11 protein-coding genes are annotated in these 24,711 nt (G+C 68.8%); 4 read left to right on the forward strand and 7 right to left on the reverse strand.

The window, feature by feature from the left end; translation table 11 throughout:
- Positions 1-15: 15 nt before the first annotated feature.
- Complete coding sequence (locus GobsT_RS30445; protein ID WP_010053189.1) at positions 16-1,443, reverse strand: dihydrolipoyl dehydrogenase family protein; 1,428 nt, start codon at positions 1,441-1,443, stop codon at positions 16-18.
- A 304-nt stretch (positions 1,444-1,747) separates the two neighbouring features.
- Positions 1,748-2,758, reverse strand: a complete 1,011-nt coding sequence (ahr, locus tag GobsT_RS30450; RefSeq protein ID WP_109570762.1) for an NADPH-dependent aldehyde reductase Ahr — start codon at positions 2,756-2,758, stop codon at positions 1,748-1,750.
- A gap of 280 nt (positions 2,759-3,038) precedes the next feature.
- Between ahr and GobsT_RS30455 the strand changes: the two genes are divergently transcribed.
- The 3 genes from GobsT_RS30455 to GobsT_RS30470 all read left to right on the forward strand — a co-directional run bounded on the left by GobsT_RS30455 (position 3,039) and on the right by GobsT_RS30470 (position 10,539).
- Positions 3,039-3,671, forward strand: coding sequence for an RNA polymerase sigma factor (locus GobsT_RS30455; protein ID WP_010052598.1), 633 nt, complete (start codon positions 3,039-3,041; stop codon positions 3,669-3,671).
- A 30-nt stretch (positions 3,672-3,701) separates the two neighbouring features.
- Positions 3,702-7,157 carry a protein kinase domain-containing protein gene (locus tag GobsT_RS30460; RefSeq protein ID WP_109570761.1) on the forward strand — a complete coding sequence of 1,152 codons (3,456 nt, stop codon included), beginning with the start codon at positions 3,702-3,704 and terminating at the stop codon, positions 7,155-7,157.
- A gap of 2,830 nt (positions 7,158-9,987) precedes the next feature.
- On the forward strand, positions 9,988-10,539 hold the full coding sequence (locus GobsT_RS30470; RefSeq protein ID WP_010046121.1) for a hypothetical protein: 552 nt from the start codon (positions 9,988-9,990) through the stop codon (positions 10,537-10,539).
- Here GobsT_RS30470 and GobsT_RS30475 read toward each other — a convergent pair.
- Positions 10,514-15,787: a beta strand repeat-containing protein gene (locus tag GobsT_RS30475; RefSeq protein ID WP_010046120.1), complete on the reverse strand. Its 5,274-nt coding sequence runs from the start codon at positions 15,785-15,787 to the stop codon at positions 10,514-10,516. The genes GobsT_RS30470 and GobsT_RS30475 overlap by 26 nt on opposite strands.
- A gap of 1,081 nt (positions 15,788-16,868) precedes the next feature.
- Between GobsT_RS30475 and GobsT_RS30480 the strand changes: the two genes are divergently transcribed.
- Positions 16,869-17,621, forward strand: coding sequence for an SDR family NAD(P)-dependent oxidoreductase (locus GobsT_RS30480; RefSeq protein ID WP_010046119.1), 753 nt, complete (start codon positions 16,869-16,871; stop codon positions 17,619-17,621).
- A gap of 18 nt (positions 17,622-17,639) precedes the next feature.
- On the opposite strand, the gene GobsT_RS30485 is transcribed toward GobsT_RS30480, so the two are convergent.
- The 4 genes from GobsT_RS30485 to htpG form a co-directional block, all read right to left on the reverse strand.
- On the reverse strand, positions 17,640-19,013 hold the full coding sequence (locus GobsT_RS30485; RefSeq protein WP_010046117.1) for a DUF1501 domain-containing protein: 1,374 nt from the start codon (positions 19,011-19,013) through the stop codon (positions 17,640-17,642).
- A 264-nt stretch (positions 19,014-19,277) separates the two neighbouring features.
- Positions 19,278-21,629, reverse strand: a complete 2,352-nt coding sequence (locus GobsT_RS30490; RefSeq protein ID WP_010046116.1) for a PSD1 and planctomycete cytochrome C domain-containing protein — start codon at positions 21,627-21,629, stop codon at positions 19,278-19,280.
- A 122-nt stretch (positions 21,630-21,751) separates the two neighbouring features.
- The gene (locus GobsT_RS30495) at positions 21,752-22,063 is read right to left on the reverse strand and encodes a thioredoxin family protein (RefSeq protein WP_010046113.1); all 312 of its coding nucleotides are present in this window, start codon (positions 22,061-22,063) and stop codon (positions 21,752-21,754) included.
- Between the two features lie 530 nt (positions 22,064-22,593).
- Complete coding sequence (gene htpG / locus GobsT_RS30500) at positions 22,594-24,486, reverse strand: molecular chaperone HtpG (RefSeq protein ID WP_010051128.1); 1,893 nt, start codon at positions 24,484-24,486, stop codon at positions 22,594-22,596.
- Positions 24,487-24,711 lie beyond the last annotated feature (225 nt).

The raw sequence follows: 24,711 nt of genomic DNA on the forward strand, positions 1-24,711 counted from the left end.
CGCCACCGGTAGCATCTACGCGCGGCTTGGGACTACCCCGAAGAGGACGCCCAGCCCCTCGGATAAGGTCGGGTGGGTCAGAATCATGTCGCGGAGGGCGGTGTACGGCAGCCCCGCGGCCATCACCACCTGCACGGGAGCGAGCAGCTCCCCGGCCCCCGGGCCGAACGCCGCGAACCCCAGCACGCGATCGTCCGCCCCGATCAGGGCCTTCAGGAACCCCCGCGTTTCGGAAAGGGTTCGGGTCCGCAGCACGGCCTCCATCGGGATCTTGGCGAGCCGGTAGCCGGTGCCGCGTTCCCGCGCCTCCCGCTCGCTGAGCCCCACACGAGCGAGTTCGGGGTCTGTGAACAGGCAGAACGGAACCTGCCGCCCGGTGGTAACGCGGCCCCTCCCGACGAGGTCGTCTCGGACCACCCGGAAGTCGTCGAGCGCGACGTGGGTAAAGTGCGGGCTGCCGGCGCAGTCGCCGACCGCCCACACGCCGGGCGCGGTGGCCCGCAACCGCTCGTCCACCCGAACGTGGCCGCTCGGTTCCACCGCGACGCCGGTCGTTTCGAGCCCGATCCCGTCGGTGTTCGGGGTCCGCCCGCCGGCCACAAGCAGGTGCGTCCCCTCGATCAGGGTCCGACCGCCGGCGCGGCAGACGCTCAACCGCACGCCGGCGCCGGACCGCCCTTCGACCGCCTCAACGCGCGTACCCGTTACGACCTCGATTCCCTCGTCACGGAACAGCTCGGTGACAGCCGCCGTCACGTCCGGGTCCTCGCGGTGGATCAGCGCGTAGTTCCGCTCAACGACCGTCACCGCGCTCCCCAGCCGTCGGAACGCCTGGGCCAGTTCGAGCCCGACGTACCCGCCACCGAGCACGATGAGATGCTCCGGGGTCGCGTCCAGTTCCAGGGCCTCAATGTGGGTCAGCGGGGCGGCCTCGCGCAACCCGGGTGTGTCGTCCACCCGCGCCCGCGAGCCGGTGCTGATGACCACGGACGCGCCCCGCAGCGTCCGGGTTCCGCCGCCGTGGAGGGATACCGTAATCGTCCTCGGCGCGACGAACGTCCCGTTACCCATCACCAGTTCGGCCCCGCTGGTCCGGAACTTGTGCTGGTGCATCTCGACCAGCCCGGCCACCATCGCCCGCTTGCGCGCCCGGACGGCGGCCATATCGACCGGCGCATCGACGACCGGAAGGCCGAACTCCGCGCCGCGGCGAAAGTACGATGCGATTTTCGCGCTGTGGATGACGTTCTTGCTAGGCAGACAGGCAATGTTGGGGCACGAGCCGCCAACGTACTGCCGCTCGATCACCGCCACGCGCTTACCCTCGGGCGCCAGCGCCCAGGCCAGGTACTTACCCGCCTCCCCGCTGCCCAGCACGACGAGGTCGTATTCTTCCACAAGCGATTCAGTCGCACCGGTATTGCCATGTTCGATCACGTTCATGTTTGGCCTCTTTCGGAGTCGGTACTCATACCAAATCCGCTTGAAGAGTAACTACTCGGCAGTGCGTCGGTTGCACCCGCCGGCTGACACCGGCGGTTCGACGAGCCGCGGTCGAACCGCCGGTGTCAGCCGGCGGGTGGCGCTCCCAATCACCGATACTCTTCAATCGGATTTGGTATCACACCCGGCGCCGGACGACCGTCCCCGGCGGTCCGGCGGGGGGTTACGAAGACGATGTCCTTGCGATCGTGGCGCGGGGCACCGATCGAGGCGAACACCAGCGGCGCCTCCGAGATGTGCCGGCTCAGAAGTCGGCGTCGAGGACGATGCGGTACCGGGCCTTGCCCTCGTGCAACCGCTCGAACGCCGTGTTGATCTGGCTCATGGGGAAGTGCTCGGTGGTCGGTAGAACTTGGTGCCGGGCCGCGAACGCCAGCATGTCCTCGATCGCCACCGGGGAGCCGGTCGGCGAGGCGGAGACGCACCCCTGCTTCATGATGAGCGGGAACACGGTCACCGGGATCGGCTCCAGCACCGCCCCCACCACGTGCATCCGCCCGTTCGGGGCCAGGGTGCCGAGCATCGCGTCCCAGTCGAGCGCCACGTTGGTGGTGACGACCAACAGGTCCAGCGACCCGGCCAACTGGCGCACGGCGCCCGGGTCCCGGGTGGCGACCACCCGGTGCGCCCCGAACCCGCGGGCCTCGTCGAACTTGCGCTCGCTGGAGGTGAACGCGGTCACCTCGCACCCGTACGCGGCGGCGAACTTGACCCCCATGTGCCCGAGCCCGCCGATGCCCACGATCCCGACCCGGCTCATCGGCCGGGCGTGCATCATGATCGGGTTGAACACGGTGATCCCGCCGCACAGCAGCGGCCCGGCGTCGGCGGCCGGCAGCGCGTCCGGGATCGGCACCGCCCACGCCCAGTGGGACCGGACCCGGCTGGCGAACCCGCCCCGGTGCCCGGCGATGGTGGGCTGGGCCTGGGCGCACAGGTGCTGATCGCCCGACTTGCACGGGCGGCAGTGCATGCAGCTCCCGGCGGTCCACCCGATCCCGACCCGCTGCCCGACCTTCAGCCCCTTGGCCCCGGTCCCCACCTCCACCACCCGGCCCACCGCCTCGTGCCCGAGCACCGCCGGGTACTGCGCGAACCCCCAGTCGTTGTTCAGCATGGACAGGTCCGAGTGGCACAGCCCGCAGTGCTCGACCTGAACCTCCACCTCGTCCGACCCGAGTGGACCGAGATCGACCTGTTGCTTTACCATTTTCTGCCCGGCCGCCGGGGCCACCCACGCATCGATCAGTGACATCACAATCGCTCCTGCCCAGGAAATGGAACTCACCGCAATCACGCCCGCGTTCCCCGCAAACGGAACCGGACGAAAGCCACGCTGTAAGAGGCTCGTGGTTGCGGTCCGCGGCCGGGTCGTTCACGGCCATCACTCCCGAAAAGCGGCGGGGGTGGACACGCGCGGTGCCACAGCGAGAGGTGTCCACGCCCCACGCTGAGTGAAGGGTGAGGCATTTAAGACGCTCGGGTGTGACGGTCGGGATTTGTTTGCGTGAGGGGCGCGGGTACAATGGCGGCCTATGAACGGGCAGACGACCGCTGCCATCCAGGGCTACCTGGATGAACTCGACGGGGTGGCCGGGGCGACCGACGCGGGTCCGGTCGTCTCGGCGCTGCTCGACCGCGCCGTCGGCCGGCTGCACCGCCTGTGCGCGGGGCTGCTGTACCGCCGGTACCCGCGGCTCGCCCGCCCCCCGCTCGGGCTGGAGACCGAGGACCTGCTCGGGGCGGTCGTCGAGCGGCTGTTAAAGGCCCTGCGGGAGGCCCGGCCCCGCACCGTTCGGGAGTTCTTCGGCCTGGCGAACCAGCACATCCGGTGGGAGCTGAACGACCTAGCCCGCCGGCTCGACGAGCGCCCACCGGCGGCCGACGTTTCCGGGGACGCGGTTGCGGCCCTCGACAGCAGCGGGGGCGAACTCGGCCCGGACGCCCGCCGCATCCTCGCGGCGATCGAGGCGCTGCCCGCGGACGAGCAGGAGACGCTGAGCCTCGTGCGCATCCAGGGGCTGACGCACGCCGAGGTCGCCGGCCTGCTGGAAATATCGACCAAAACGGTTCAGCGACGGCTCAACCGCGCGCTCGTTCTACTGACCCAGTCGCTCAGTGACCTCCGGCGGCCCCCGCGCGACAACGCCGGCCCCGATCCGCCCTGACCGCCGGCCGCGCGGCGAGGACCAAACTCCATGTCCGACCACCCCCTCGTCTCCCGGCTGCTCGAAGAGGTGCTGGAGTCCGGCCGCTCCGTCGAAGAGGTGTGCGCGGACCACCCGGAGTTTGCGGAAGCGGTCCGGACCCGGCTGGGGCAGCTCGAACGCGTCCGGGAGGACCTCGACGCGCTCTTTCCAGACGACAGCCCGTCCGACACCGACCCGACGCCCCCGCCCGCCCGCGGCGGGCTGCCCCAGATCCCTGGGCATGAGGTGCTGGCGGTCCTGGGCCGGGGCGGCATGGGGGTGGTGTACCGCGCCCGCCACCGCCGGCTGAACCGTCTGGTCGCGGTCAAGATGCTGCTCGGCGGGACCCACGTCGGACCGCGCGAAGCGGCCCGGTTCCGGCGAGAGGCGGAGGTGCTGGCCGAACTCGGGCACCCGAACGTCGTCCCGATCCACGAGGCCGGCGAACACGGCGGGCAGCCCTACTTCACGATGGAGCTGGTGGAGGGCGGCACGCTCGCCGAGCGGCTGGCCGGCGCCCCACAGCCGGCCGACCGGGCCGCCGCCCTCGTGGCCACTCTTGCCGGCGCGGTGCAGGCGGCCCACGCAAAGGGGATCGTTCACCGCGACCTCAAACCGGCCAACATCCTCTTGACGCCCGACGGCACCCCGAAGGTCAGCGACTTCGGCCTCGCCCGGCGGCTCGCCCCGGGCGCCGCCCTCACCCGCACCGGCGCGCGGATGGGCACGCCCAGCTACATGGCCCCCGAGCAGGCCGCCGGGACGGCGGGCTCGGCCGACCCGACGGTCGACGTCTACGCCCTCGGCGCGGTGCTGTACGAGCTCCTCACCGGCCGCCCGCCGTTCCGCGCGGACACCGCGGCCGAAACCGAGCGGCAGGTGATCGCCGAGGACCCGGCCCCGCCGTCCCGGCTCAACGCCGGCGTGCCGCGGGACCTGGAGACCATCTGCTTAAAGTGCCTCCACAAAGACCCCCGACGCCGGTACCCGTCCGCGGCCGACCTGGCGGCCGACCTCACCCGGTTCTTGAAGGGCGAACCCGTCCTCGCCCGGCCCGCGGGCGCGGGGGAGCGGCTCGCGAAGTGGGTGCGGCGGCACCCCGGCCGTGCGGCCGGCGGGAGCGTTGCGGTCCTGCTCGCCGCCGCGCTGCTCGGCGGCGGCTGGTGGGTGCTCGCGGACCGCGCGGCGACCGCCCGGGCGGCGGCGGACTACCTCACCGAAGCCGAACGGGCGCTGGACGAGTCGGACTGGCCCCGGGCCGGCGCCGCACTCGACCGGGCGGGGACGCGGCTCGACGGCCGCGGCCCGCCCCACCTTCGCGCCCGGCTCGATCGGGCCGGGCGCGGGTTGGAGCTGGCCGAACGGCTGGAGGGCCTCCAGGCCAGGCACGCCGATTCTGCGGGAACGGCTGCGTTCGACACGTTCGACCGGGCCGGCGCCGACCGGGCCTACGAAACCGCGTTCCGCGAAACGGGCCTCGGGACCGTCGGCGACCCGCCCGCGGAAGTCGCCGCGCGGGTGCGCGAGACCGGTATCCGCCGGGCGGTCGTCGGCGCCCTCGATCACTGGTCGACCTGTGCCACCGATGCGGACCGGCTCGCCTGGCTCTTGGCCGTCGCACGATTGACGGACGCGGACGAGGGGTCGGGCTGGCGCGAGCGGGCGCGGGACCCGCGGGCCTGGACGGACGCCGGCGCCGTTACGGAGCTGGCCCGCGCCGCGCCATTCGACCGCCGGGCGGTGCAGATCCATCTCGCCCTGGCCGATCGGCTGCGCCAGGTCGGCGGCGACCACATCGGGTTCCTCCGGCGGCTGCAAGCGGCGAACCCGGACAACTTCTGGACCGCGTTCGAGCTGGGCTTCGAACTGGACGCGCGGCGCGATGCCGACGCGGTCGGTTACTACCGGACAGCCCTGGCCCTCCGCCCCCGGTCGCTCGCGGCGTGGATCAACCTCGGGTGCGCGCTCGAATCTCAGGGCCGGCTGATCGCCGCCGCGGAACACTGGCGAACGGTCGTTCGCCTGTTCCCGGGCAACGGCATGGCGCACCTGAACGCGGCGAACAATGACCACCTGCTGGGCCGGCTCGACGCCGCCGCGGGCCACTGCCAGGAAGCGGTCCGGCTCGCCCCGAATGAGGGCGACGTCCGCGCCGAACTCGCGTGGGTCCTGTTCGACCAGGGCAAGCTGACCGAAGCCCGCGACGCCGCGCGACGCGCCCTCGAATTGCTTCCGGCGCCCCTGAAGCGTCGCGGGGCGCGCGTACAACAGGCGGCGCACTACAAGGCCGCATGGGTGGCCGAGCGGTGCGACCAGCTCCTGGCGCTCGAGGCGCGGCTGCCGGCAATCGCCCGCGGGACCGACCGCCCGTTAGGGGCGGAAGAGGCCCTGCGTGCCGCCGAGCTGTGCGCCCGGAGGCGGTTGCCTGCGGCCGCGGCCCGGCTCTACGTCGCGGCCTTTACGGCCGACCCGGCGCGGGCTGACGAGGGCAGCAGCCGACTCCGGGCCGACGCCATACGGGCCGCACTCCGGGCGGGGCTCGGGGAGGGTGACGACGCCCCGAGCGACCCCCGAGAGCGGGCCGCACTCCGGAAGCAGGCGCTCGTGTGGCTCCGCCAGGACCGGAACGCCTGGGCGGCCCAGTACGCACGCGGAAGCTCCGAGGAACGGCTCACGGCGGTTCGGGTTTTCAACATGCGTCTGGGAGACAAGGCGCTGGCGGCCACCCGGGAGCCGGCGTCCGGTGGCCTGGAACCGGACGAGCGCCGGCGATGGGCGGCGCTGTGGGCGAGCCTGAACCGCCTGGCCGCGGGCGACTTCCCGACGGTCAAGTCGGCACAGGCGGCGGCGGGCGCACGACAGTGGCATGTCGCGGCCGAAGAGTACGGGATCGTGGCCGCCGTTTCCCCGGCCGACCTCGGCCAAGCCTGGTTCGAGTACGCCGCCGTGCAACTGCTCGCCGGCGACGCGGCCGGGTACCGCGAGACCTGCGCCTGGCTCCTGGGCAGGCGGCCGGGGACCGCGGACGTCCGGTCCTACCACGTCGCCCGCGCATGCACCCTGGCGCCCGACGCGGTGCCCGACATCGCGCGGCCCACGCGGGCGAGTGACGCGGAGCTAAAAGGCTCCGGGGCCGCGTTCTGGTCGCTGACCGAGCAAGGAGCGTTGCGGTACCGCGCGGGCCGCCCGGCGGAGGCCGTGCCCCTGCTGGAACGCAGCCTCGGGTCGGACACCCGGCCGGGCGCGCAGGTCGTGACGTGGCTCTGGCTCGCCCTCGCCCATCAGCGGCTCGGCCGCACCGACGAGGCCCAGCGCTGGCTGTGCAAGGCCGTGGCCTGGCTGAACCGCGCCGGTAACTTCTCGGCCGGCGGCGGAGCAGACGGGTTCGACCTCCACAACTGGTTAGAAGCTCTGATCCTGCAGCAAGAAATCGAGGCCCTCCGACCGGCCGCCACCCGCCAGTAGCGATCGGTCATTGGTGCCTCAACGACGGCGCCATCGGGCACGGACTGACTCCACGGGGCGCGCCCCGTGGAGTCAGTCCGTGCCGGCAGCATGCAAAAACACGCACCCCAGGGGCCGCGCCCCTCATCCTCACCGATCACAGCGCACGAACAACCGACAGTTGCAACTGAATCCCCCCTCACATCCGATGTGCGATTTCGGGAGAGCCGTTCACAGAGGTTAAGCGCCGGCGCAAGATACCGCTTCCTCACCCCAGACGGGGTGAGGAGGAACGACGAGTCGGGACTGAGGGGCGACGGAACATCGGGTGGTGTCCTACACACGTTGCACGGCGGGATAAGCCAACCATTCAGCGAGTGAACATACGTGATCGGTGAGCCCGGCGGCCATCGCCGGGGTTTGTGCCGATAGCGGCCGTCATCGCCTTTCACGCGCAGGGTGCGGACGGGCCAACAGAAGTTGTCGCTGAAGTAACTGAACGCGGTGGCCGCCCGGTGGGTGCGCCTCCCAGTCCTTCGAGAACCCGTAGCTCTTCCGCACCTCGCGGCGGCACCGGTTCCGATTGATCCCGTTGTACCGCTCCACGAAGCACGCGTTCACAACCGTGCTCACCGCCGAGCAGCGCGGCGGCCACTGCGGCCCCGGTCCCGAACACCACCCGAGTGCTCACCGACACCACCCGGTTGTTCTCACGCGCCTTGTGCACGGTCGCGTACGCGAGTGCCGCCGGTAGCACCACCCGAGCCTTCCGCGTGCGCCCCGGGCGCCCGGTCCGTGGTGGGGTGACCAACGGGCCGTACGCCGCGCGGATGGCCGATTCGTACACCGGGTACTCGTCCGTGGTGATGAGCCGCAGGACCCGCCTGCCGGTCCGCCGATGCGCGCCCGCACCAGCGCGTGGGTCGCGTCCTCGGTTCGCTTGCCCACCACCAGTCGGTGCTCCGGGTCCAGGGCCACGTGGTCCCCGCAGTCCCCGCGGCGCCGCTCGTCCGGCCCGCCGTTCTTCTCCTTGCGGGCCACGAAGCTCCACTTCTCATCGAGTTGGAATTCGTTCGAAGGGGAAAGGGCCACCAACTCATCGTGGAACGGCTGGGCGTGCTCGCCGGCCTGACGGAGATATCGGGTGACCGTGTCCCGGTGTACTCCGACCAACCGAGCGGTCTTGCGCGTACCGGCGCCCTCGGCCACGTGGGCCAACACCGACACCACCGTGTCGGCGGATAACCGGATGCCGTACAGGGGCGTGCCCTTGCGCTCGGAGAACCGGGCCTTGCACGTGGAGCACCGCAGCACCCGAGTACGGTTCGGTCCGTACCGGTCGGTACCGTCAGGTTCCCGTGGTCCCACTTCCCGTGGTCCGGACAGCCCGCGTTCCGGCAACAGAACCGACTCAGGTCGTCCATCACCGATCTCGACGCGCGCGAGGGAAAACACCACGCCAACGGCGTAACTCCCTACCACACATCAGCAGCCGCATGCAAGACGAACAGGACACCACCAAAAAGACGGTGCAATCGAATACCAACTCAGATCCGGTCTGACTTCATTGCTAGCTCAAACAGTCTGGGCCAGCATTAACTAGTTGACGCGCGAGCAATCTCGCAGGGAAGAGGCGGGACAGCGGTGGTTACACAGATAGCCGGCACCGGTTCGCCCACACTTGGCCCTTTTGGGTGCCTGGACAACGGGGGCAACGTGAGAGCGCAACCAACCGCGCCCTACCGGCCGGGCATAACGATGCTCCCGCGACCGGACCGGCTCCGCTTACTCAAGTGCCAACGCGAGGGTTACCCGGCGCACCGTCGACACCGTAAGTCGTACCCGTTCGGTCATCGCGAACGGGCGACCGCGCACCCGCGCGGCCCAAGATGGAACGAGAAATGCGATCCTGGCGCGATTATCTGGACGCACCCAGAGCCGGATCGAGCCGGCGCGGTACGCACGGCAGCACCTGCACAATTGCGACCTTTGGAACCACAAGACATTCGATCTTGATGGTAAAATATTTAACAAATACATGAAATCAAAATAATACAATATAACACACTAATATAAATTATTATATATTCAATATATTTCGAGTTTAGTTAATTCGCAACCTCGGGCCGCAGGCATTGGGAACTGCGGCCACGCCCCCCCTTTGCCGCCGCCGACAGCGAATCGCCGGGCAGATCACCTTCCGCGCCGTTGAGTGTACGAATCGCACGACGTTTCGTGCCTTTGCCGGGCGACAGTAGTCCCGTCCGGCAAAGGCACTTGCCGGCCAGATAGGAAGTGATTCCCTTCGGTATCAGGCTGCGCACTTTCGCGCACCAAGCGGACCTGCCCAACCGCCCCCAAAGCCGGCGTCTTGAAGTTACGAGATCCTGACAGCAATTCTGACCGATATATGGGAGGAAAAGGTTACAAACCGGAAACCAACTTGCCCGGCGACCGCCCGAATAGCAGTGAATACCAAGATTCCGCCCTGCCAGATGCAAAATGGACAGTTCGGCACGGCATCTGCTTTATTGTCTCATGTCGAACACCAGTTCGGGCCAGTTCCCCCGGCCCGTACCACACACCACCCTGCACTTCCATACACCTATCAACGAAAGCCGGCGTTTACGAACGCCGGCTTCCTCTTTTTCACCGCTGCGTCCGGCCGATACTCTTGTGAACCTCTTCGAGCAGTGAACCAATGCCCGAACTCACGATCCCCCAAGCGCAATCGGGTCCGCCGCCGATGGTCTGCATGTATTGCGGGGCGCCAGCCACTTCCACGGTGGAATGGGACGAGATCAACAGCCCCACGGAAAAGGTCAGAAGTTCCGGAGGCGGAGCCGATCCGATGCCGGTGCCCACGGGAGACGACCCGGTTTCCGCCGCCATCGCCGTTCTGATGCTGCCGCTGGTGCTGTGGGATTTGCTCAAGTCGCTGGTCGCGGGGATCGGCGCGGCCGCTCGCTGGGCCACCCGCCCCCGTGCGGAAGCGCCCCCACCACAACCGCCACGTGAATGGCCGAAAACGCGGGTCGTCGTGACCACCTGCGCGCGGCACCGGCGGTTCCGGGACCGGTTCGTCTGGGTCGGACTCGCGGCGTCTTTGGGACTCGCCGCGTTGTGGGTGTGGGCGGTGCTGGAAACCCGCCGGGTAATGGGGACGGAGGACGTGGGGCTCGCGACCGCGCTGCTGCTTACCGCGGTGTTCGCGAGCGCCCTGGGGCCGCTCGCGTTCTCGGTCTGGTACTCGTTCGCCGGACCGGTGGTCGTCGACCGGGTGACCGAACACGGCGTCGTGCTGGACCGGGTGCGACAGGCGTACCTCGACGCGACCCGGCCCCCGGCCGACGTCTCGGCGCCGGCCGCCGGGACCGTCACCCGACGTACACGCCGCCGGTGAACGAGGCGTCGCCCACCAACAGGCTCAGAGCCGGCACGCCGTCCACGAACGCCTTCACGTGCGGCCCGGCCCCGGGACCGGCCCCGGTGAGCACCGCCGTCCGACCGTTCACCGTCCCGGTGCCCACCCGGACGCCACCGCGGAACCCGGCGTCGTACGCGAAGAAGCTCTGGAGCAGCGCCCCGTCTCGCCCGCTAAACACTTTCACGTGCGCCGCGGTGCCCGGACCGGAACCGGTGACGATGTCGTCGAACCCGTCACCGTTCACGTCACCCGATGCCACGTACACCCCACCCGCGTGCGCGCCGTACGGCGCGAAGCTCTGGAGCAGCGCCCCGTCCCGCCCGCTGAATACCTTCACGTGTGCGGCGGTGCCTGGACCGGAACCGGTGATGATGTCGTCGAACCCGTCGCCGTTCACGTCGCCCGTCGACACCCGCACCCCGCCACGGAACCCGGCGTCGTACGCGAAGAAGCTCTGAATCTGCGCACCGTCCTTCCCGCTGAACACCTTCACGTGCGGCGCCGCGCCGGCGTCCGCCGACACCACGATGTCCTCGAACCCGTCGCCGTTCACGTCACCCGTCGACACGAACACGCCGCCCGAGAACCCGCTGAACGCCAGGAAGCTGTACAGCAGCGACCCGTCGGCGGCGAACACCTTCACGTGCCCGCCTGCGGCGCCCGCGCCCGCCCCGGTGATCGTGTCCGCCAGGCCGTCCCCGTTCACGTCCCCGGACGCCACCCGGATTTCGCCGCCGAACCCGGCGAACGCGGTGATCGGCGTCCCGGGCGCGCCGGTCGTCGGGTCGATCGGCCGCACCGTGCCGGGCGTCCCGCCGCCCGTGCCGATGCTGACCACCGGTGTGCTGGCCGTGTCGTCGTTGGTGATCGTGCCGGTGCCGGTGACATCCGCGATCGTCGGGTAGACGAGGTTCGAGAGCACCACCGTGAAGGTCTCGTCGGGCTCGACCGTGGTGTCCCCGAGTACCGACACGGTGATGGTCTTCGAGGTCTCGCCCGGGGCGAACGTGAGCGTACCCGTGGCCGCCGTGAAGTCCGTGCCCGCCGTCGCCGTGCCCCCGGCCGTCGTGTAGTCCACCGTGATCGTCTGGCTGCTCGGCGCCGACAGAGTCACGGCGAAGGTGAAGCCGGTCACGCCCGTGTTCCCTTCGGCCGCCGTCACGCTGCTGATGGAAACGGTCGGTGGCAGCGTGCTGACCACCACGTCGTTCCCATCGCCGCCGACGTAGCTGATCGTGAAGGTGACCCCGCCGGCGGTGAAGCTCGCGCCCTCGGCCAGCCCGGCGAACGTCCCGACCACCGCGTCACTGCCGTCGTTGGCGATCAGAGTGAAGTCGGTGCCCGCGACGGGGGCGAAGCCGAGCACCACGGTCAGGGTCGCGCCGGTCACGTCCACCGTGCCGGCGACGGCCGCCTGGTCGTACCCGACGCCCGCCGTCGCGCCGTTGATCTCCGCGCTGAAGGTGCTCCCGGCGGGCAGCGCCAGGTTGCCCGTGGTGAGCGTGCCCGGGGAGGTGCCCGGCGCAACGGTCCCGCCCGCGGCCGCCGTCACCGCCGGAACCGTCCCGGTCCCGCCCAGCGTGCCGCCGTTACTCACCTGCACGCCAGAGCTGGTGGTGATGCTCCCGGTGACGCTCAGCACGCCGGCGCTCACCGTGGTGGACCCGGTGTACGTGTTGGTCGCCGACAGGGTCAGCGTTCCGGCCCCGGCCTTGGTGAGACCACCGGTGCCGCTGACCGGAGACGAAAGGGTGACAGCGGCCGAACTGCTGATCGTGGCGGCCCCGTTCAGCACGACCGAGTTATCGATCGTGGTCGCGCCGGTGACCGCCAGCGTGGAGCCGGCGAACAGCAGCACCGCGCCGGCCCCCAGGTTCGCGTCGGCGCCCACGCTCAGCGTGCCGGCGTTGAGGAAGAATGTCCCGGTTAGCGTGTTGTTGCCGGACAGGGTCAGGGTGCCGGTGCCCGCCTTCGCAAGCAATCCGGATCCGGAGAGGACGCCACTGAAGGTGGTGCTGGTGTTGTCCCCGCCGGCCGTGAGCTGCATCGCCAGCGTCACACTCCCGGCGCCCGCCAGTGACCCGATGCTCTCGTTGGACGTCGGAGCGAGGGTGGCACCGGCAGCGACGGTGACCGCGCTCGTGTCCGCGATCGACAGGCCGCCCGTCAGCGAGAGGGTGCCAGCGCCGACCGTGGTGGCGCCGGTGTAGGTGTTGGCGCCCGACAGGGTCAGGGTCCCGGTGCCGTCCTTGGTCAGAGCTCCCGTGCCGCTAATCACACCGGAGAACGTGGTGCTGGTGTTATCCCCACCCGCCGTCAGGAAGGCCACGCCGAGGGTCACGTTCCCGGCCCCGGCCAGGGACCCGATGGCCTCGTCGGCGCTCAGCGCGAGGGTGGCCCCGGCGGAGACGGTGACCGCGCTCGTGTCCGCGATCGCAGCATTGCTCGCGAGCGTGAGCGTGCCGGCGGACACCGTGGTGGCACCGGTGTACGTGTTGGCTCCGGACAGGGTGAGGGTGCCAGTGCCCTGCTTGGTCAGGGCACCCGTGCCGCTCATCGCCCCGCTGAACGTGGTGCTGGTGTTGTCCCCGCCGGCGGTCAGTGTGAACGTGCCCAGCGTCACATCACCGGCCCCGGCCAGCGACCCGACGGTCTCGCTCGCCCCCAGGTCGAGAGTCGCACCGGCGCCCACGCTCACGGCACTGGTGTCGCCCACCGCCGACCCGCCCGACAGCGTGAGCGTACCGGCGGACACCGTCGTGGCACCGGTGTACGTATTGGTGCCGGACAGGGTGAGGGTGCCGGCCCCGGTCTTGGTGAGGCCGCCGGTGCCGGACACGACACCCGAGGCGGTCACCGCCAGCGCGTTGTCGACGGTCGCGGGGACGCTCAGCGCGATGTCGTTGTCGATCGTGGTGGCGCCGGTGACGGAGAGGCCGCCGCCGTTAAGGGTCAGCGTACCGGCGACCAGATTGGCATCGTCGGCGACTGACACCGTCCCCCCGGAAATCGTCAGGCCGAGCGTGTAGGTGTTGGGTCCCGAAACGACCACACCCGCCGCGGCGTTGCCGCTGTTCGAGAGCGTCAGCGTGCCGATGCCGGCCTTAACGACCGTGCGGTTAGCGGCGACGCTACTGTCCAGCGACACCAGGCCCGACAGGGTAACGACATCGGCCACACTAATGCTGTTGGTGCCCGTGCCGCGCACGACAACGGCCGTTGCGAAGGTGCCGGCGCCGGTGAGCCTCAGGGTGGGCGAGCTGTTGTTCAGGGTGACGCCCGAGGTGGCCAGGGTAGTGGTGGCCGCCAGTTCGAACGTGCCGCCGTTCAGCGTGGTGGCCCCGGTGTAGGTGGCGTTGCTGCCGACCACCAGCGTGCCCGAGCCCGACTTGTTTAGCCCACGGCTGCCGCCGGTCTCGCTGATCACCCCGGTCAAGGTCGCGGTGACCCCGCTGGCCACATTGATGACTGCCGGCGCGGCGTTGAGGATGATGTTGTTGTCGACGATTGCCGTCTGGTTAATGCTCAGAAATCCATTAGTACCTAGTATAACATCCCCGCTGCCCAGGTTGCTGTCGGCACTGATGTTGACCGTGCCACCCGCGAAAGACGAGGTGCCGGTGTAGGTGTTGGCGCCCGACAGGGTGAGCGTGCCGGTCCCGGTCTTGGCCAAGTTGCCCGTGCCGGAGATCACGCCGGACAGGGTGACGGCAGTTGTGTTGCTGACGGTGGCGGCGCCGGTCAGGGCGATGTCGTTGTCGAGCGTGGTGGCGCCAGTGACCGCCAACGTGGTGCCGGCAGCCAGGGTGACCGCGCCGGTGCCGAGGTTGGTGTCGTCGGCCACGCTCAGCGTCCCGGCCGACACGGTGGTGGTGCCGTAGGTGTTCGTGCCGCCCAGCACGACCGCTCCGGTGCCCTGGTTCGAGACCGTCAGGTTGCCGTTGCTCACCGGACCCGAAAACGTGAGGTCCGCAGTGATGCTGTCGTTGACGGTGCGGGTGCCGCCCGTGAGGTCCACCGCACCGGTGAACGTCAGAGCGGCCGCCCCCGACATCGTAAACATGCCGCCGAGCGAGAGTGCGTTCGCAATCGTCCGCGCGGTCCCGCCCGCGGCCCGAACCTTCCCGCCGTTGATCGCCAGTGTGCCCGAACCGAATGCCGCGTCGTCCCCGAACTGCAAGATGCCGTTGTTCAGCGTCACGGTGCCGCTGTAGGTGCCGCCGTTGGCCACGGGGATCGAGAGCACGTTGCCGGAAATGGTGCTGTTCACGGTCAGCCCGGCGGACCCCGTCAGGGTGCCGTTGAGGGTAATAGACCCGTTCGACAGGTCGACGGTGGCGCCGCCGCTGCCGACCGACACCGCGACGGAGGTGCTCAGGGCCGTGGCGACTGCCGAGAGCGTCCCGCCGTCGAGTGTGAGCAGCGAGGTGGCGCCGAGCGCGTTCACGGCGAGTTTGCCGCCGGAAACGGTGGTGGTACCGCTGTAAGTGTTAGTGCCCGACAGGGTCAGGGTGCCGGTGCCGGTTTTGACCAGCCCGCCCGTGTCGCTGACGGCCCCGCTGAACGTGGTACTGGTGTTGTTGCTCCCGGCGGTCAGAGTGAACGTGCTCAACGTTACGTTCCCGGCCCCGGCCAGGGAGCCGATGGTCTCGCTCGCGCTCAGCGCCAGGGTCGCGCCGGCACCGACGGTCACGGCGCTCGTGTCCGCCAGGGCCGCGCCGCCGGCGAGTTGCAGCGTGCCGGAGGACACGGTGGTAGCGCCGGTAAACGCGTTCGTCCCGGAGAGGATCAACGTCCCCGCGCCGGATTTCGTCAGCGTCGCCCCGGTTCCCGTGAGGGACAGTGCGATGGTGTTCGTGCCCGAGGCGGTCGTGTCGATCAGCCCGGAGGTCAGGCCGAGCGCGTTACCGGAAATCGTGTAGCCCTGGCCGGTGAAGGTGACCTGGTTGATAATCAGCCCGGCAATGTCGTTGGTGTTACTCAGGTTGGCGGCGCCGGTCGTGAACACCAGGATGTCGTCGGCCGAGTCCGGCACTTCCGTGTTGCCCGACCCGTCGGCCCAGTTGCCGTGCGTGTTCCAGTTGGCGTCCACCACACCGAGCCAGGTGAGCGTGGTGGGGACCGTGCGGTCCTCCAGACGCGCCAGGTGCAGTTGTGCACGGGCGGCAGCAGCCGGGGCGGGGAGTTTCTGGAAGCGGCGGAGGAGAGCGGGCAGCAGCGTCACGTGAGACCTCGCAACTCGAATGGAAACGTTCGCACCGGCTCATCGCCGCCGGAACGCAAAGGGAAAGACGGAGCGCACGGTCAGCGACTGAAGGGGCGCAACGCGGCCCGAGTTCCGGAACCCACTACGCTGCGATCCGCAACGACACGTTCGATTTTCCGTGACACACGCTGGTCACGTTGCGGCGAGTCAAATGTCGTGCCCGTCTCTGCGCATGCGCAGTGAGCCAGCGACATCACACGATTTGTGGCCGACGATCCACGCAGACGATTGTGGTTCCGGATGAATTACCATCTAGACTGAAAAACTAGAGCGGGCAAGCAAGATAGGCTATTTCGGCAGAAAAGAACTATGGAACCGCATGGAAGCAGTCACAACCACGTGACGAGATCAGATACCGCCTGATATTATTGTCGACAGCGAAATCAACGGCGCAAGAAAAAACAAAATTATTATCATACAAATAGTTTGTGTAATTAGGTCGGTGATATTGCCCAGCCACTTACGCAAGCGGCACAAGTTTCAGGCACCAGCAGCACGACTCCGACTGGGCACGCCGTCAGCCGCCCCGCCCAGTCGGGTGACTAACCGCAACCTGCCACCCGGGTCCGACGACACTCCACGTCCGGCGCTAGTTCCATTTGCCCCACTACAAACCCGAAGGTAACTCGGCCGCCACCGCGGCTACGAGCACCGCCGTTCGGTCGGCGCGAGGTGACGGTCGCGCCCTTCGGCCACGTTTACCCATTCCGGCATCCGCCCTTGTCAGGCGAAGGCGCCGACTGCGAGCAGCGGTACAGTGACTTCTTAACTCCCCTTTCCAGTTCACTCGGGGGCTGAGCACAACAGTAGTCGTGGTACGGCCCGAGCCGTGCATACATGCAGTCGCTGAAGTCAGTGTGCAGCGGCGGTAGAATCCGAGAACGTCGCGCGTGATGTGTGCAACGGTCCGGGGTCCGAACACCCGGTCCGTTTCGGCGATACGTGCGGTCCTCGCGGGTTGTGTCCCGTTCAGTTCACGGACGTGTGTCCGCGCCTCTGGCTCGGCGCCCGCACTGGCACTAGAGAAGGAAACCGACACATGGCAACCGATCGGGTCGCACTCGTTACCGGCAGTGGGGCGAAGCGGGTGGGGGCGGCCGTCGCCGAAGCGCTCGCCCGCCGCGGGTACGCGATCGCGGTTCACTACCGTAGTTCAGCGTCCGAAGCCGCGAGCACCGCGGCGCGACTCCGCGCCCACGGCGTCGAGGCGGACACGTTCCCGGCCGACCTGACCGACGAGACGGCCGTTCGCGCGCTGGTCGGCGCGGTGCTCGCCCGGTTCGGGCGGATCGACGTGCTGGTCAACTGCGCCGCGGTGTGGGAGCCGAAGCCGCTGGAGGAGGTCACCGCCGCGGACGTGCGGTTCCACTTCGACGCGAACGCGCTGGGCACGTTCCTCATGTGCCAGCGGGTGGGGCTGGCGATGGTGAAGCAGCCCGAGGGCGGGTTGATCGTCAACGTGGGGGACTGGGCCGAGGTGCGCCCGTACCCGGGCTACGCGGCGTACTTCCCGAGCAAGGGGGCGGTGACCGCGACCACCCGGTGCCTGGCGGTCGAACTCGCACTCCGCAACCCGAACGTGCGGGTGAACGCGGTTCTCCCGGGTCCGGTGATGCTACCGCCGGACCTGCCGGAAGAGGAGAAACGACAGGCGATCAACGCGACACTCGTGAAGCGCGAGGGCAAACCCGAAAACGTCGCACAGGCGGTGCTCTCGTTCGTCGATAACGACTTTGTGACTGGCGTGAGCCTGCCGGTGGACGGCGGGCGCACGGTCTACGCCCCGGAGTGACCGCCCGCGGGCGGCGGGTCACGCCAGGATTTCGTTCACGACGCGGCCGTGAACGTCGGTAAGGCGGAAGTCCCGCCCGCTGTACCGGTACGTGAGCTTCTCGTGGTCCAACCCGAGCAGGTGCAGGACGGTGGCGTGCAGGTCGTGAACCGAGACGCGGCCGTCCGCGGCCTTGAACCCGAACTCGTCGGTCGAGCCGTAGGCGAACCCGCTCTTCACCCCGCCGCCCGCCATCCACACGGTGAACCCGTAGTGATTGTGGTCGCGGCCGTCGCCGTTCTCGGACACCGGGGTGCGGCCGAACTCGCCGCCCCAGATCACCAGCGTGTCGTCGAGCAGCCCGCGCTGCCGCAGGTCCTTGAGCAGCGCGGCGATCGGCCGATCGATCTCCGCGCACTTCTTCTTCAGTTCGGCGTTAATGTTGCCGTGATGGTCCCAGCCGCCGAGGGACAGTTGAACGAACCGAACGCCGCGCTCCACCAGCCGCCGAGCCAGGAGACACCCGCGGGCGAACTCGCCGGTGCCGTAGGACTCGCGCACCCGGGCGGACTCGCGGCGCACGTCGAACGCCTCGCCCGCGGCGGACTGCATCCGAAACGCCGTCTCCAGCGCCCGCACCCGGGCCTCCAGTTGCGGGTCGTGGCCGTTCGCCTCCGCGTGCCCGCGGTTGAGCGCCTGGAGCGCGTCCAGTTGCCGCTTCTGGTCCTCGAGCCCGACGGCCGGGTTGCGCAGGTGCCGGATCATCTTCTCGGGGTCGTTCTCGGCGGCGGACACGCGGGTCGCTTGGAACTGCCCCGGGAGGTACCCGCTGCGCTCGAACCCGGTCTGGCCGAACCCGGAGCCGAGCGACACGAACCCGGGCAGGTCCGCGTTCTCGGAGCCCAGGCCGTACGAAACCCAGGCCCCGACGCCGGGGTGAACCGCGTCGATCCGGCCGGTGGCGAGGAAGTTCGCGGCCGGGGAGTGGTTCGGGTTGGTGCCGTGGACCGCGCGCAGCACGCACAGCTCGTCGGCGCACGCGCGGACGTTCGGCAGCAGGTCGCTGACCGGCAGCCCGGACCGCCCGCCGGGCCGGAACTTGAACGGCGACGGCATCAGCCCGCCGGTGACGCGCTCGGTCCGGAGGTCGGCCGCGGGCGGGCGCTTCCCGGCGAACGTGTCCAGCACCGGCTTCGGGTCGAACATGTCGAGGTGGCTCGGCCCCCCGGCCATGAACAGGAAGATGACCCGCTTCGCCTTCGGCGCGTGATGTGTCTTGCCCAGCGTGGGCCCCGCGAGCCCGTCGGCCCGGAGGTAGCTCGACAGCCCGAGCAGCCCGACGCTGCCGCCGAGTTCGCGGAGGAACCGGCGCCGGGTCGGGGCGAACGTGTCGGCGGGGTCGGGGAAGGTCATGATTCGCCTCGCGCTTCTCGATCCGCACCGGTCGCGTATCGCGGTGTGTCAGTTCCCGGGGGCAACAGATTTCGCAGGCGGGGCGGGCTGTTACGCGAAGCATTTTCTGACAAGATCAACAGAATGAAACATTATTGAACATACAAATGTTAATAAATTCGCCTGATATCTTTAAAATCCTGTCTATCCTGTTGATCCTGTCAAAAACTCTTCCGCCCTTATGCCTCGTGAACCACCTTTACCGTTGGCAGCCGCGGCCCGCGCTCAGTTCAAATACAGGAACTCGTTGCTCGCCAGGAGGGCCTGCGCGAGCAACGCCCACGCGGGGGCGTCGCCCTCGCGAGCCGGGCGGATCAGCCCGCGCGCGGTGCCCAATTCGTCGGGGTTCGGGTCGCGCAAGAGCACCTTCCGGAACAGCGCCCGCACGCCCTCGTCGGCCGGCTTCCCGTCCGCCGCTTTCGCCAACTGCTTCGCGGCCTGGCGCACGAACGGGCTGTTCAGGAAGTAGAGCTGCTGGACCGGCGTGGTCGTGGCCTCGCGCTTCTCGCCGTGCGTCTTCGGGTCCGGCAGGTCGAATAGACGGTGAACGTCACTCGGGCGCTCGCGACTCACCCGACCGAACACGGTGCGCCGCACGCTCCGGAGGTCGTCGAGGTTGTCCGACGGGCCGCCGCCGGCGAGCGAAAGCTGCCCGCTGACCTGGAGGATGGAGTCGCGCCACGCTTCGAGTTCGAGCCGCTTGCGCGGGGCGCGCCACAGCCACCGGTCATCGGGATCAACCGCCGCGGCACGCTCGTCGTGCCGACTCGCCTGGCAGTACGCGGCGGATGTCACCAGCTCGCGCACGAGCCACTTCACCGACCCCTTGTTCGCGAGGAACCGGGCGGCCAGGTCGTCGAGGAGCTCCGGGTGCGTCGGGCGCTCGCCGAGCGCGCCGAAGTTGCTCGGGGTGGCGACCAGCGGGCGGCCGAACACCCAGCCCCACACGCGGTTCACGTACACCCGGGCCGACAGCCCGGCGGCGTCCGTCACAATCGCGTCGGCCAGCTCGCGCCGGCCGCTGCCGTCCTTGAACGGCTTCGGCGCGCCCGCGGACAGCACTTCCAGGAACCGCCGGGGAACGATGTCTCCCGGCCGCGCCGGGTTGCCGCGGACGAACACCGGCAGGTCGCGGAACTGGCTCGTGCGGTAGTCGATCACCGTCCAGTCGGGGTCGTCGCCGTTGACCCACGTCCCGGCGTCCCGCACCACGTTCGCGATCGCTCCCCCCTCCAGCGCCTTCTCGCGCTTCTGGAGTTCGGCCAGCCGCGGTTGCAATTCCTTGATCTGCTTGTCGAACGGGGCGGTGTCCCTCTTTTCCTTCACGGCGGTGCCGCGCAACTCGCGCGCGTACCCGAGCCGCATATCGACATCGAGCCGGGCAAGCCGGACGGTGGTGAGCGCCTCCTGGGCCGCGCCCGCGTCGGGCTTCAGCGGCCGCTCCGCCAGTTGCGTGTTCGCCAGCACCCCGGCCAAGGCGTAATAGTCCTTCGTGCTGACCGGGTCGAACTTGTGGTCGTGGCACCGCGCACACGCCACGGTGAGCCCCAGGAGCCCGCGGGTGATCGCGTCCACCCGCTCGTCCCACTCGTCGGCCACGATCTCGGAGATCACCGCCTTCGAGAGCTTCGGCTCCTTGTGATACACCGGCGACAGCCCGAGGTAGCCGAGCGCCGCGAAATCTTCGGGCGTCGTGTCGGCGAGCCGGTCGGCCGCCAGTTGGAGCCGGACGAACCGGTCGAACGGAACGTCGGTGTTGAACGCCGCGATCACCCAGTCGCGGTACCGGTGCGGGAACCGCGGCGGGCGGCACGTCGACTCGCCGGTAGGGTTGTCCTCGGCGTACCGGGCCACGTCGAACCAGTGGCGCGCCCACTTCTCACCGAACCGGGGGGACGCGAGCAGTTCGTCCACCAACTTTTCGTAGGCGTCGGGCCGGTCGTCCGCGGCGAACGCTTCCACCTGCTCGAAGGTCGGCGGGAGCCCGATCAGGTCGAGGTACGCGCGGCGGATCAGGGTCCGGCGGTCCGCGAGCGGGGCCGGCTTGAGACGCTTCTCGTCGAGTTTCTGAAGGACAAAAAAGTCAGACTTTCGCGTCGGCCACTTCGGATCGTTCACCGCCGGCGCGGCGCGTTCGGCGACCGGTACAAACGACCAGAACTTCCGGGGGTCTTCACCGATCGCGGCCGGCTTGGTCGCGGCCGGGAGCGGGGCGCCCATCTTAACCCACGCGTGCAGATCGCGGATTGCGGCTGCCGGCAACTTCCCCTTCGGGGGCATCGCTGGCGCGTCGGGGGCGTGGTCGATCGATTTCAGAAGGAGGCTGTCTTCGTCCTTCGGCTTGACGGCCGGGCCGGAATCGCCGCCCTTGCGGATGGCGTCCGGGGTGTCGAGCCGGAGCCCGCCCTTGTCCTTCTTCGCACCGAGCGAGTGGCACGAGTAGCAGTGCTCCGCGAGCACCGGGCGCACCTTCTTCTCGAAGAAGTCGGTGCCCTCGTCGGCGCGCCCGACCGCCGGAGCCAGCGCGACGAGCGCGAGCGCCGCCGCTCGCACAATCAGCTTCGTTTCGGCGCGCATACGCTATTGGAGCTTGAGTGCGGGGGTGGGAACGACAAGCGGAGAGAGGCGTGGAATGATCATCGTACCCCACCCGCGCCGTGAGTCGAGACCAAAACAGGGCGCCGGCAGAATCCCGCACCTCACCCCGTTGGCTGCGCGGCAAGTTCGGCGAACCCGTTCACGATCTCTTCGCGCGAGGGGCGCGACACCTGGCTAACCACCCGGCCGTCGCGCATGAACACCAGCGTCGGCCACAACTTCACGCGGAACGAGCGGCCGAGCGGCTTGCCCTTCCCGTCCTCGATCCCGATGTGCCGCACCTGCGGGTGCTGCGCCCGCAGATCGGCCATCGCCGGCTGAATCCCCTGACAGTGCGGGCACCAGTCGGCCCCGAACTCCAGTACCACCGGGCCGGACAGCCGGTCCACTTCTTCGCGCGTCGGTTCGGACATCTTCCCTCCAAAAGCTCAGGGCGACGGCACGAGTGATGCGAGACCAAACTATGCAGCCGGCGCGCCGGGCGGAGATCTCAGCCGGACTCTCGCCCGGTAATAAGGTCCGATGCTGACCGGCACCTCCAGGACGCGCATGGGCAAGGTGAAAATCGTTTTCCGAATGCGTCCGACGGCACGAGGAGGCGCGAACAGAGCCGCGGAACAGTAGGCCCTGGTCGGTTCAGACGGGCACACCACACAGGCCCGATCGCACGCCTTCTTATTCACGCGGCGTGCGCGAAAAGGTCTTGAATACGGTGACAATCCGCACCCGCCTCCGAGCCGCACGTCTCGGCCCGCGCTTACGTGTGCAAGGACTCGAATTCGACGGGGATGGAGTTCTGTCAGGCGGGGCAACCGAAGTCGTGCGGGTGCCGCGCTCGGACTCATCCCGAGCGCGGCACCGCACGAGTGCACGTTGAACGCCCTTCGGCCGACCGAAAGCGGGCAAGATGCCCGCGCTACGCGGAGGGCCGAACCAAGCGTCCTTAAGCTCCCGCCTTGGCGTCGCGGGCGATCAGGTCGTTGACCCGCTTCGCGAACGCCACCGGGTCCGACACCTTCGACCCTTCCGCCACCACCGCCTGCTCGTACAGCAGGCGCGCGTACAGGTCGAGCCGCACGTCGGCGGCGTCCTTTTCGTGCAGCGTGCGGACCGCTTCGACGGTCGCGTGGTTGGGGTTCAGTTCCAGGACGCGCTTCGCGGTGCCGGAGTCGCGGCCCATCCGCTCCATGAGACGCTCCATGTGCGCCGACACCCCGTTGGCGTCGGCCACGAGGCACGCGGCGCTCTCGGTGAGCCGGTTCGTGAGCCGCACGTCCGCCACGTCCGGCAGCTTCTCCTTCAGCGCGCCGAGCAGCGCCTTGAACCGCTCCTTGTCGCCGTCCGGCACGTCGCCGCCCCCGGCCGCCTCGCCGCGGTCCGCCGCCACCAGTTTCTTGCCCTTGTACTCGCCGAGCTGCGGGATGGCGAACTCGTCGATCGGGTCGGTGAGCAGCAGCACGTCCTGGCCCTTGGCCCGGAACGCTTCCAGGTACGGCGAGTGCCGGAGCTGTTCCGCCGATTCGCCGATCAGGTACGCGATGTCCTTCTGGCCCTCGGGCATCTTCCCGACATATTCGGCCAGCGTCGTGAACTTGCCCGCCTCGGTGTTCGCGCTCTCGAACAGCAGCAGGTCGGCGATCTTCTCGCGGTTGCTCCAGTCGCGGGTCAGCCCCTCCTTCAGGACTGTGCCGAACGCCTTGTAGAAGCCCAGGTACTTGTCGAACTCGATGTTCTTCATCCCGCCGAGCGATTCCAGCACGTTCTTGACCACGCTCTTCTGGATCACGTCGAGCAGCGGGTTCTGCTGCAGCAGCTCGCGCGACACGTTCAGCGGCAGGTCGGCCGAGTCCACCACGCCCTTCACGAACCGCAGGTAGGTGGGGAGCAGTTGCTCGCACCGGTCCATGATGAGCACGCGCTGCACGTACAGCTTCAGCCCGGCGACCGGCTCCTCGTAATCGAACCCCCACGGCTTGCGGGCCGGGACGAAGCACAGCACCTTGAACTCGGTCTTGCCCTCGGCGGCGTAGTGGATGATGTCCGCGGGGCCGTCGCTGTCGTGCGTGAGCGACTTGTAGAACTCGTCGTACTCCTCCGGCTTCACCTCGCTCTTGGAGCGGAGCCAGATCGCCTTGCGCGAGTTGAGCGTCTCCTCGGTGACCTCTTTCTTCTTCTCCTCGCCCTCGCCCACCTCCTTCTCGACGTCCATCGTGACGGGGTGCTCGAGGAAGTCCGAGAACTTCCGCACCAGCGAGCGGAGCCGCCACTGATCGAGGAAGTCCTTCGCGTCGTCCTTGAGGTGCAGGATCACGTCCGTCCCGCGGGCCGGCTTCTCGGCCGCCTCAAGCGTGTACGCGCCCTGCCCGTCGGACTCCCACCGGGTGCCATCAGCCGGTGAGCCCGGGCCGCGGGTGACCACCGTCACCTTGTCGGCGACCATGAACGCGGAGTAGAAGCCGACGCCGAACTGCCCGATCAGCCCCGGCGCTTCGCCGGACTTGCCGGCCTGCTTCGCGGCCTCCAGGAACGCCTTCGTGCCCGACTGGGCGACCGTGCCGAGGTTGGCGATCACCTCCTCGCGCGTCATCCCGATCCCGTTGTCGGAGATGGTCAGCGTTTTCGCTTCGGCGTTGGGGGTGAGTTTGATCTTCCAGTCGGTGTTGCCTTCGAGCTTGTCGGCGTTGGCCAGCGCGTCGAACCGCACCTTGTTGATGGCGTCCGAGGCGTTGGAGATCAGCTCGCGGAGGAAGATCTCGCGGTCCGAGTAGAGCGAGTGCGTGATGAGGTGCAGGAGCTGCTTCAGTTCGGCTTTGAACTCGAGCGTTTCGGCGGCCATCGTTTGAACCCCAGAAAATCGGAAGCCGCTGCCACCGTCACGGCAGCGGGCACACGGAACGTCAGAGCCGGACCTGCCGAAGCAACCGCCCGATATGCCGTAACTTACGGCGAAAGGGGCGGACAGCAGGGTGACAAAATGTCAGTATATTATTGGGATGTCCCACACTAATGCGATCTGCGTGCCATTTCGTGATTGGGGAGAACGGCGACGCCGGATGCGGTC

Origin of the sequence: Gemmata obscuriglobus (assembly GCF_008065095.1) — a bacterium.
GTDB lineage: Bacteria > Planctomycetota > Planctomycetia > Gemmatales > Gemmataceae > Gemmata > Gemmata obscuriglobus.

Bases quoted from the DNA above. Each gene is read 5' to 3' on its own strand.
- GobsT_RS30445 (WP_010053189.1), bottom strand. From the start codon at position 1,443: ATGAACGTGATCGAACATGGCAATACCGGTGCGACTGAATCGCTTGTG.
- ahr (WP_109570762.1), bottom strand. From the start codon at position 2,758: ATGTCACTGATCGATGCGTGGGTGGCCCCGGCGGCCGGGCAGAAAATG.
- GobsT_RS30455 (WP_010052598.1), top strand. From the start codon at position 3,039: ATGAACGGGCAGACGACCGCTGCCATCCAGGGCTACCTGGATGAACTC.
- GobsT_RS30460 (WP_109570761.1), top strand. From the start codon at position 3,702: ATGTCCGACCACCCCCTCGTCTCCCGGCTGCTCGAAGAGGTGCTGGAG.
- GobsT_RS30470 (WP_010046121.1), top strand. From the start codon at position 9,988: ATGCCGGTGCCCACGGGAGACGACCCGGTTTCCGCCGCCATCGCCGTT.
- GobsT_RS30480 (WP_010046119.1), top strand. From the start codon at position 16,869: ATGGCAACCGATCGGGTCGCACTCGTTACCGGCAGTGGGGCGAAGCGG.
- GobsT_RS30485 (WP_010046117.1), bottom strand. From the start codon at position 19,013: ATGACCTTCCCCGACCCCGCCGACACGTTCGCCCCGACCCGGCGCCGG.
- GobsT_RS30490 (WP_010046116.1), bottom strand. From the start codon at position 21,629: ATGCGCGCCGAAACGAAGCTGATTGTGCGAGCGGCGGCGCTCGCGCTC.
- GobsT_RS30495 (WP_010046113.1), bottom strand. From the start codon at position 22,063: ATGTCCGAACCGACGCGCGAAGAAGTGGACCGGCTGTCCGGCCCGGTG.
- htpG (WP_010051128.1), bottom strand. From the start codon at position 24,486: ATGGCCGCCGAAACGCTCGAGTTCAAAGCCGAACTGAAGCAGCTCCTG.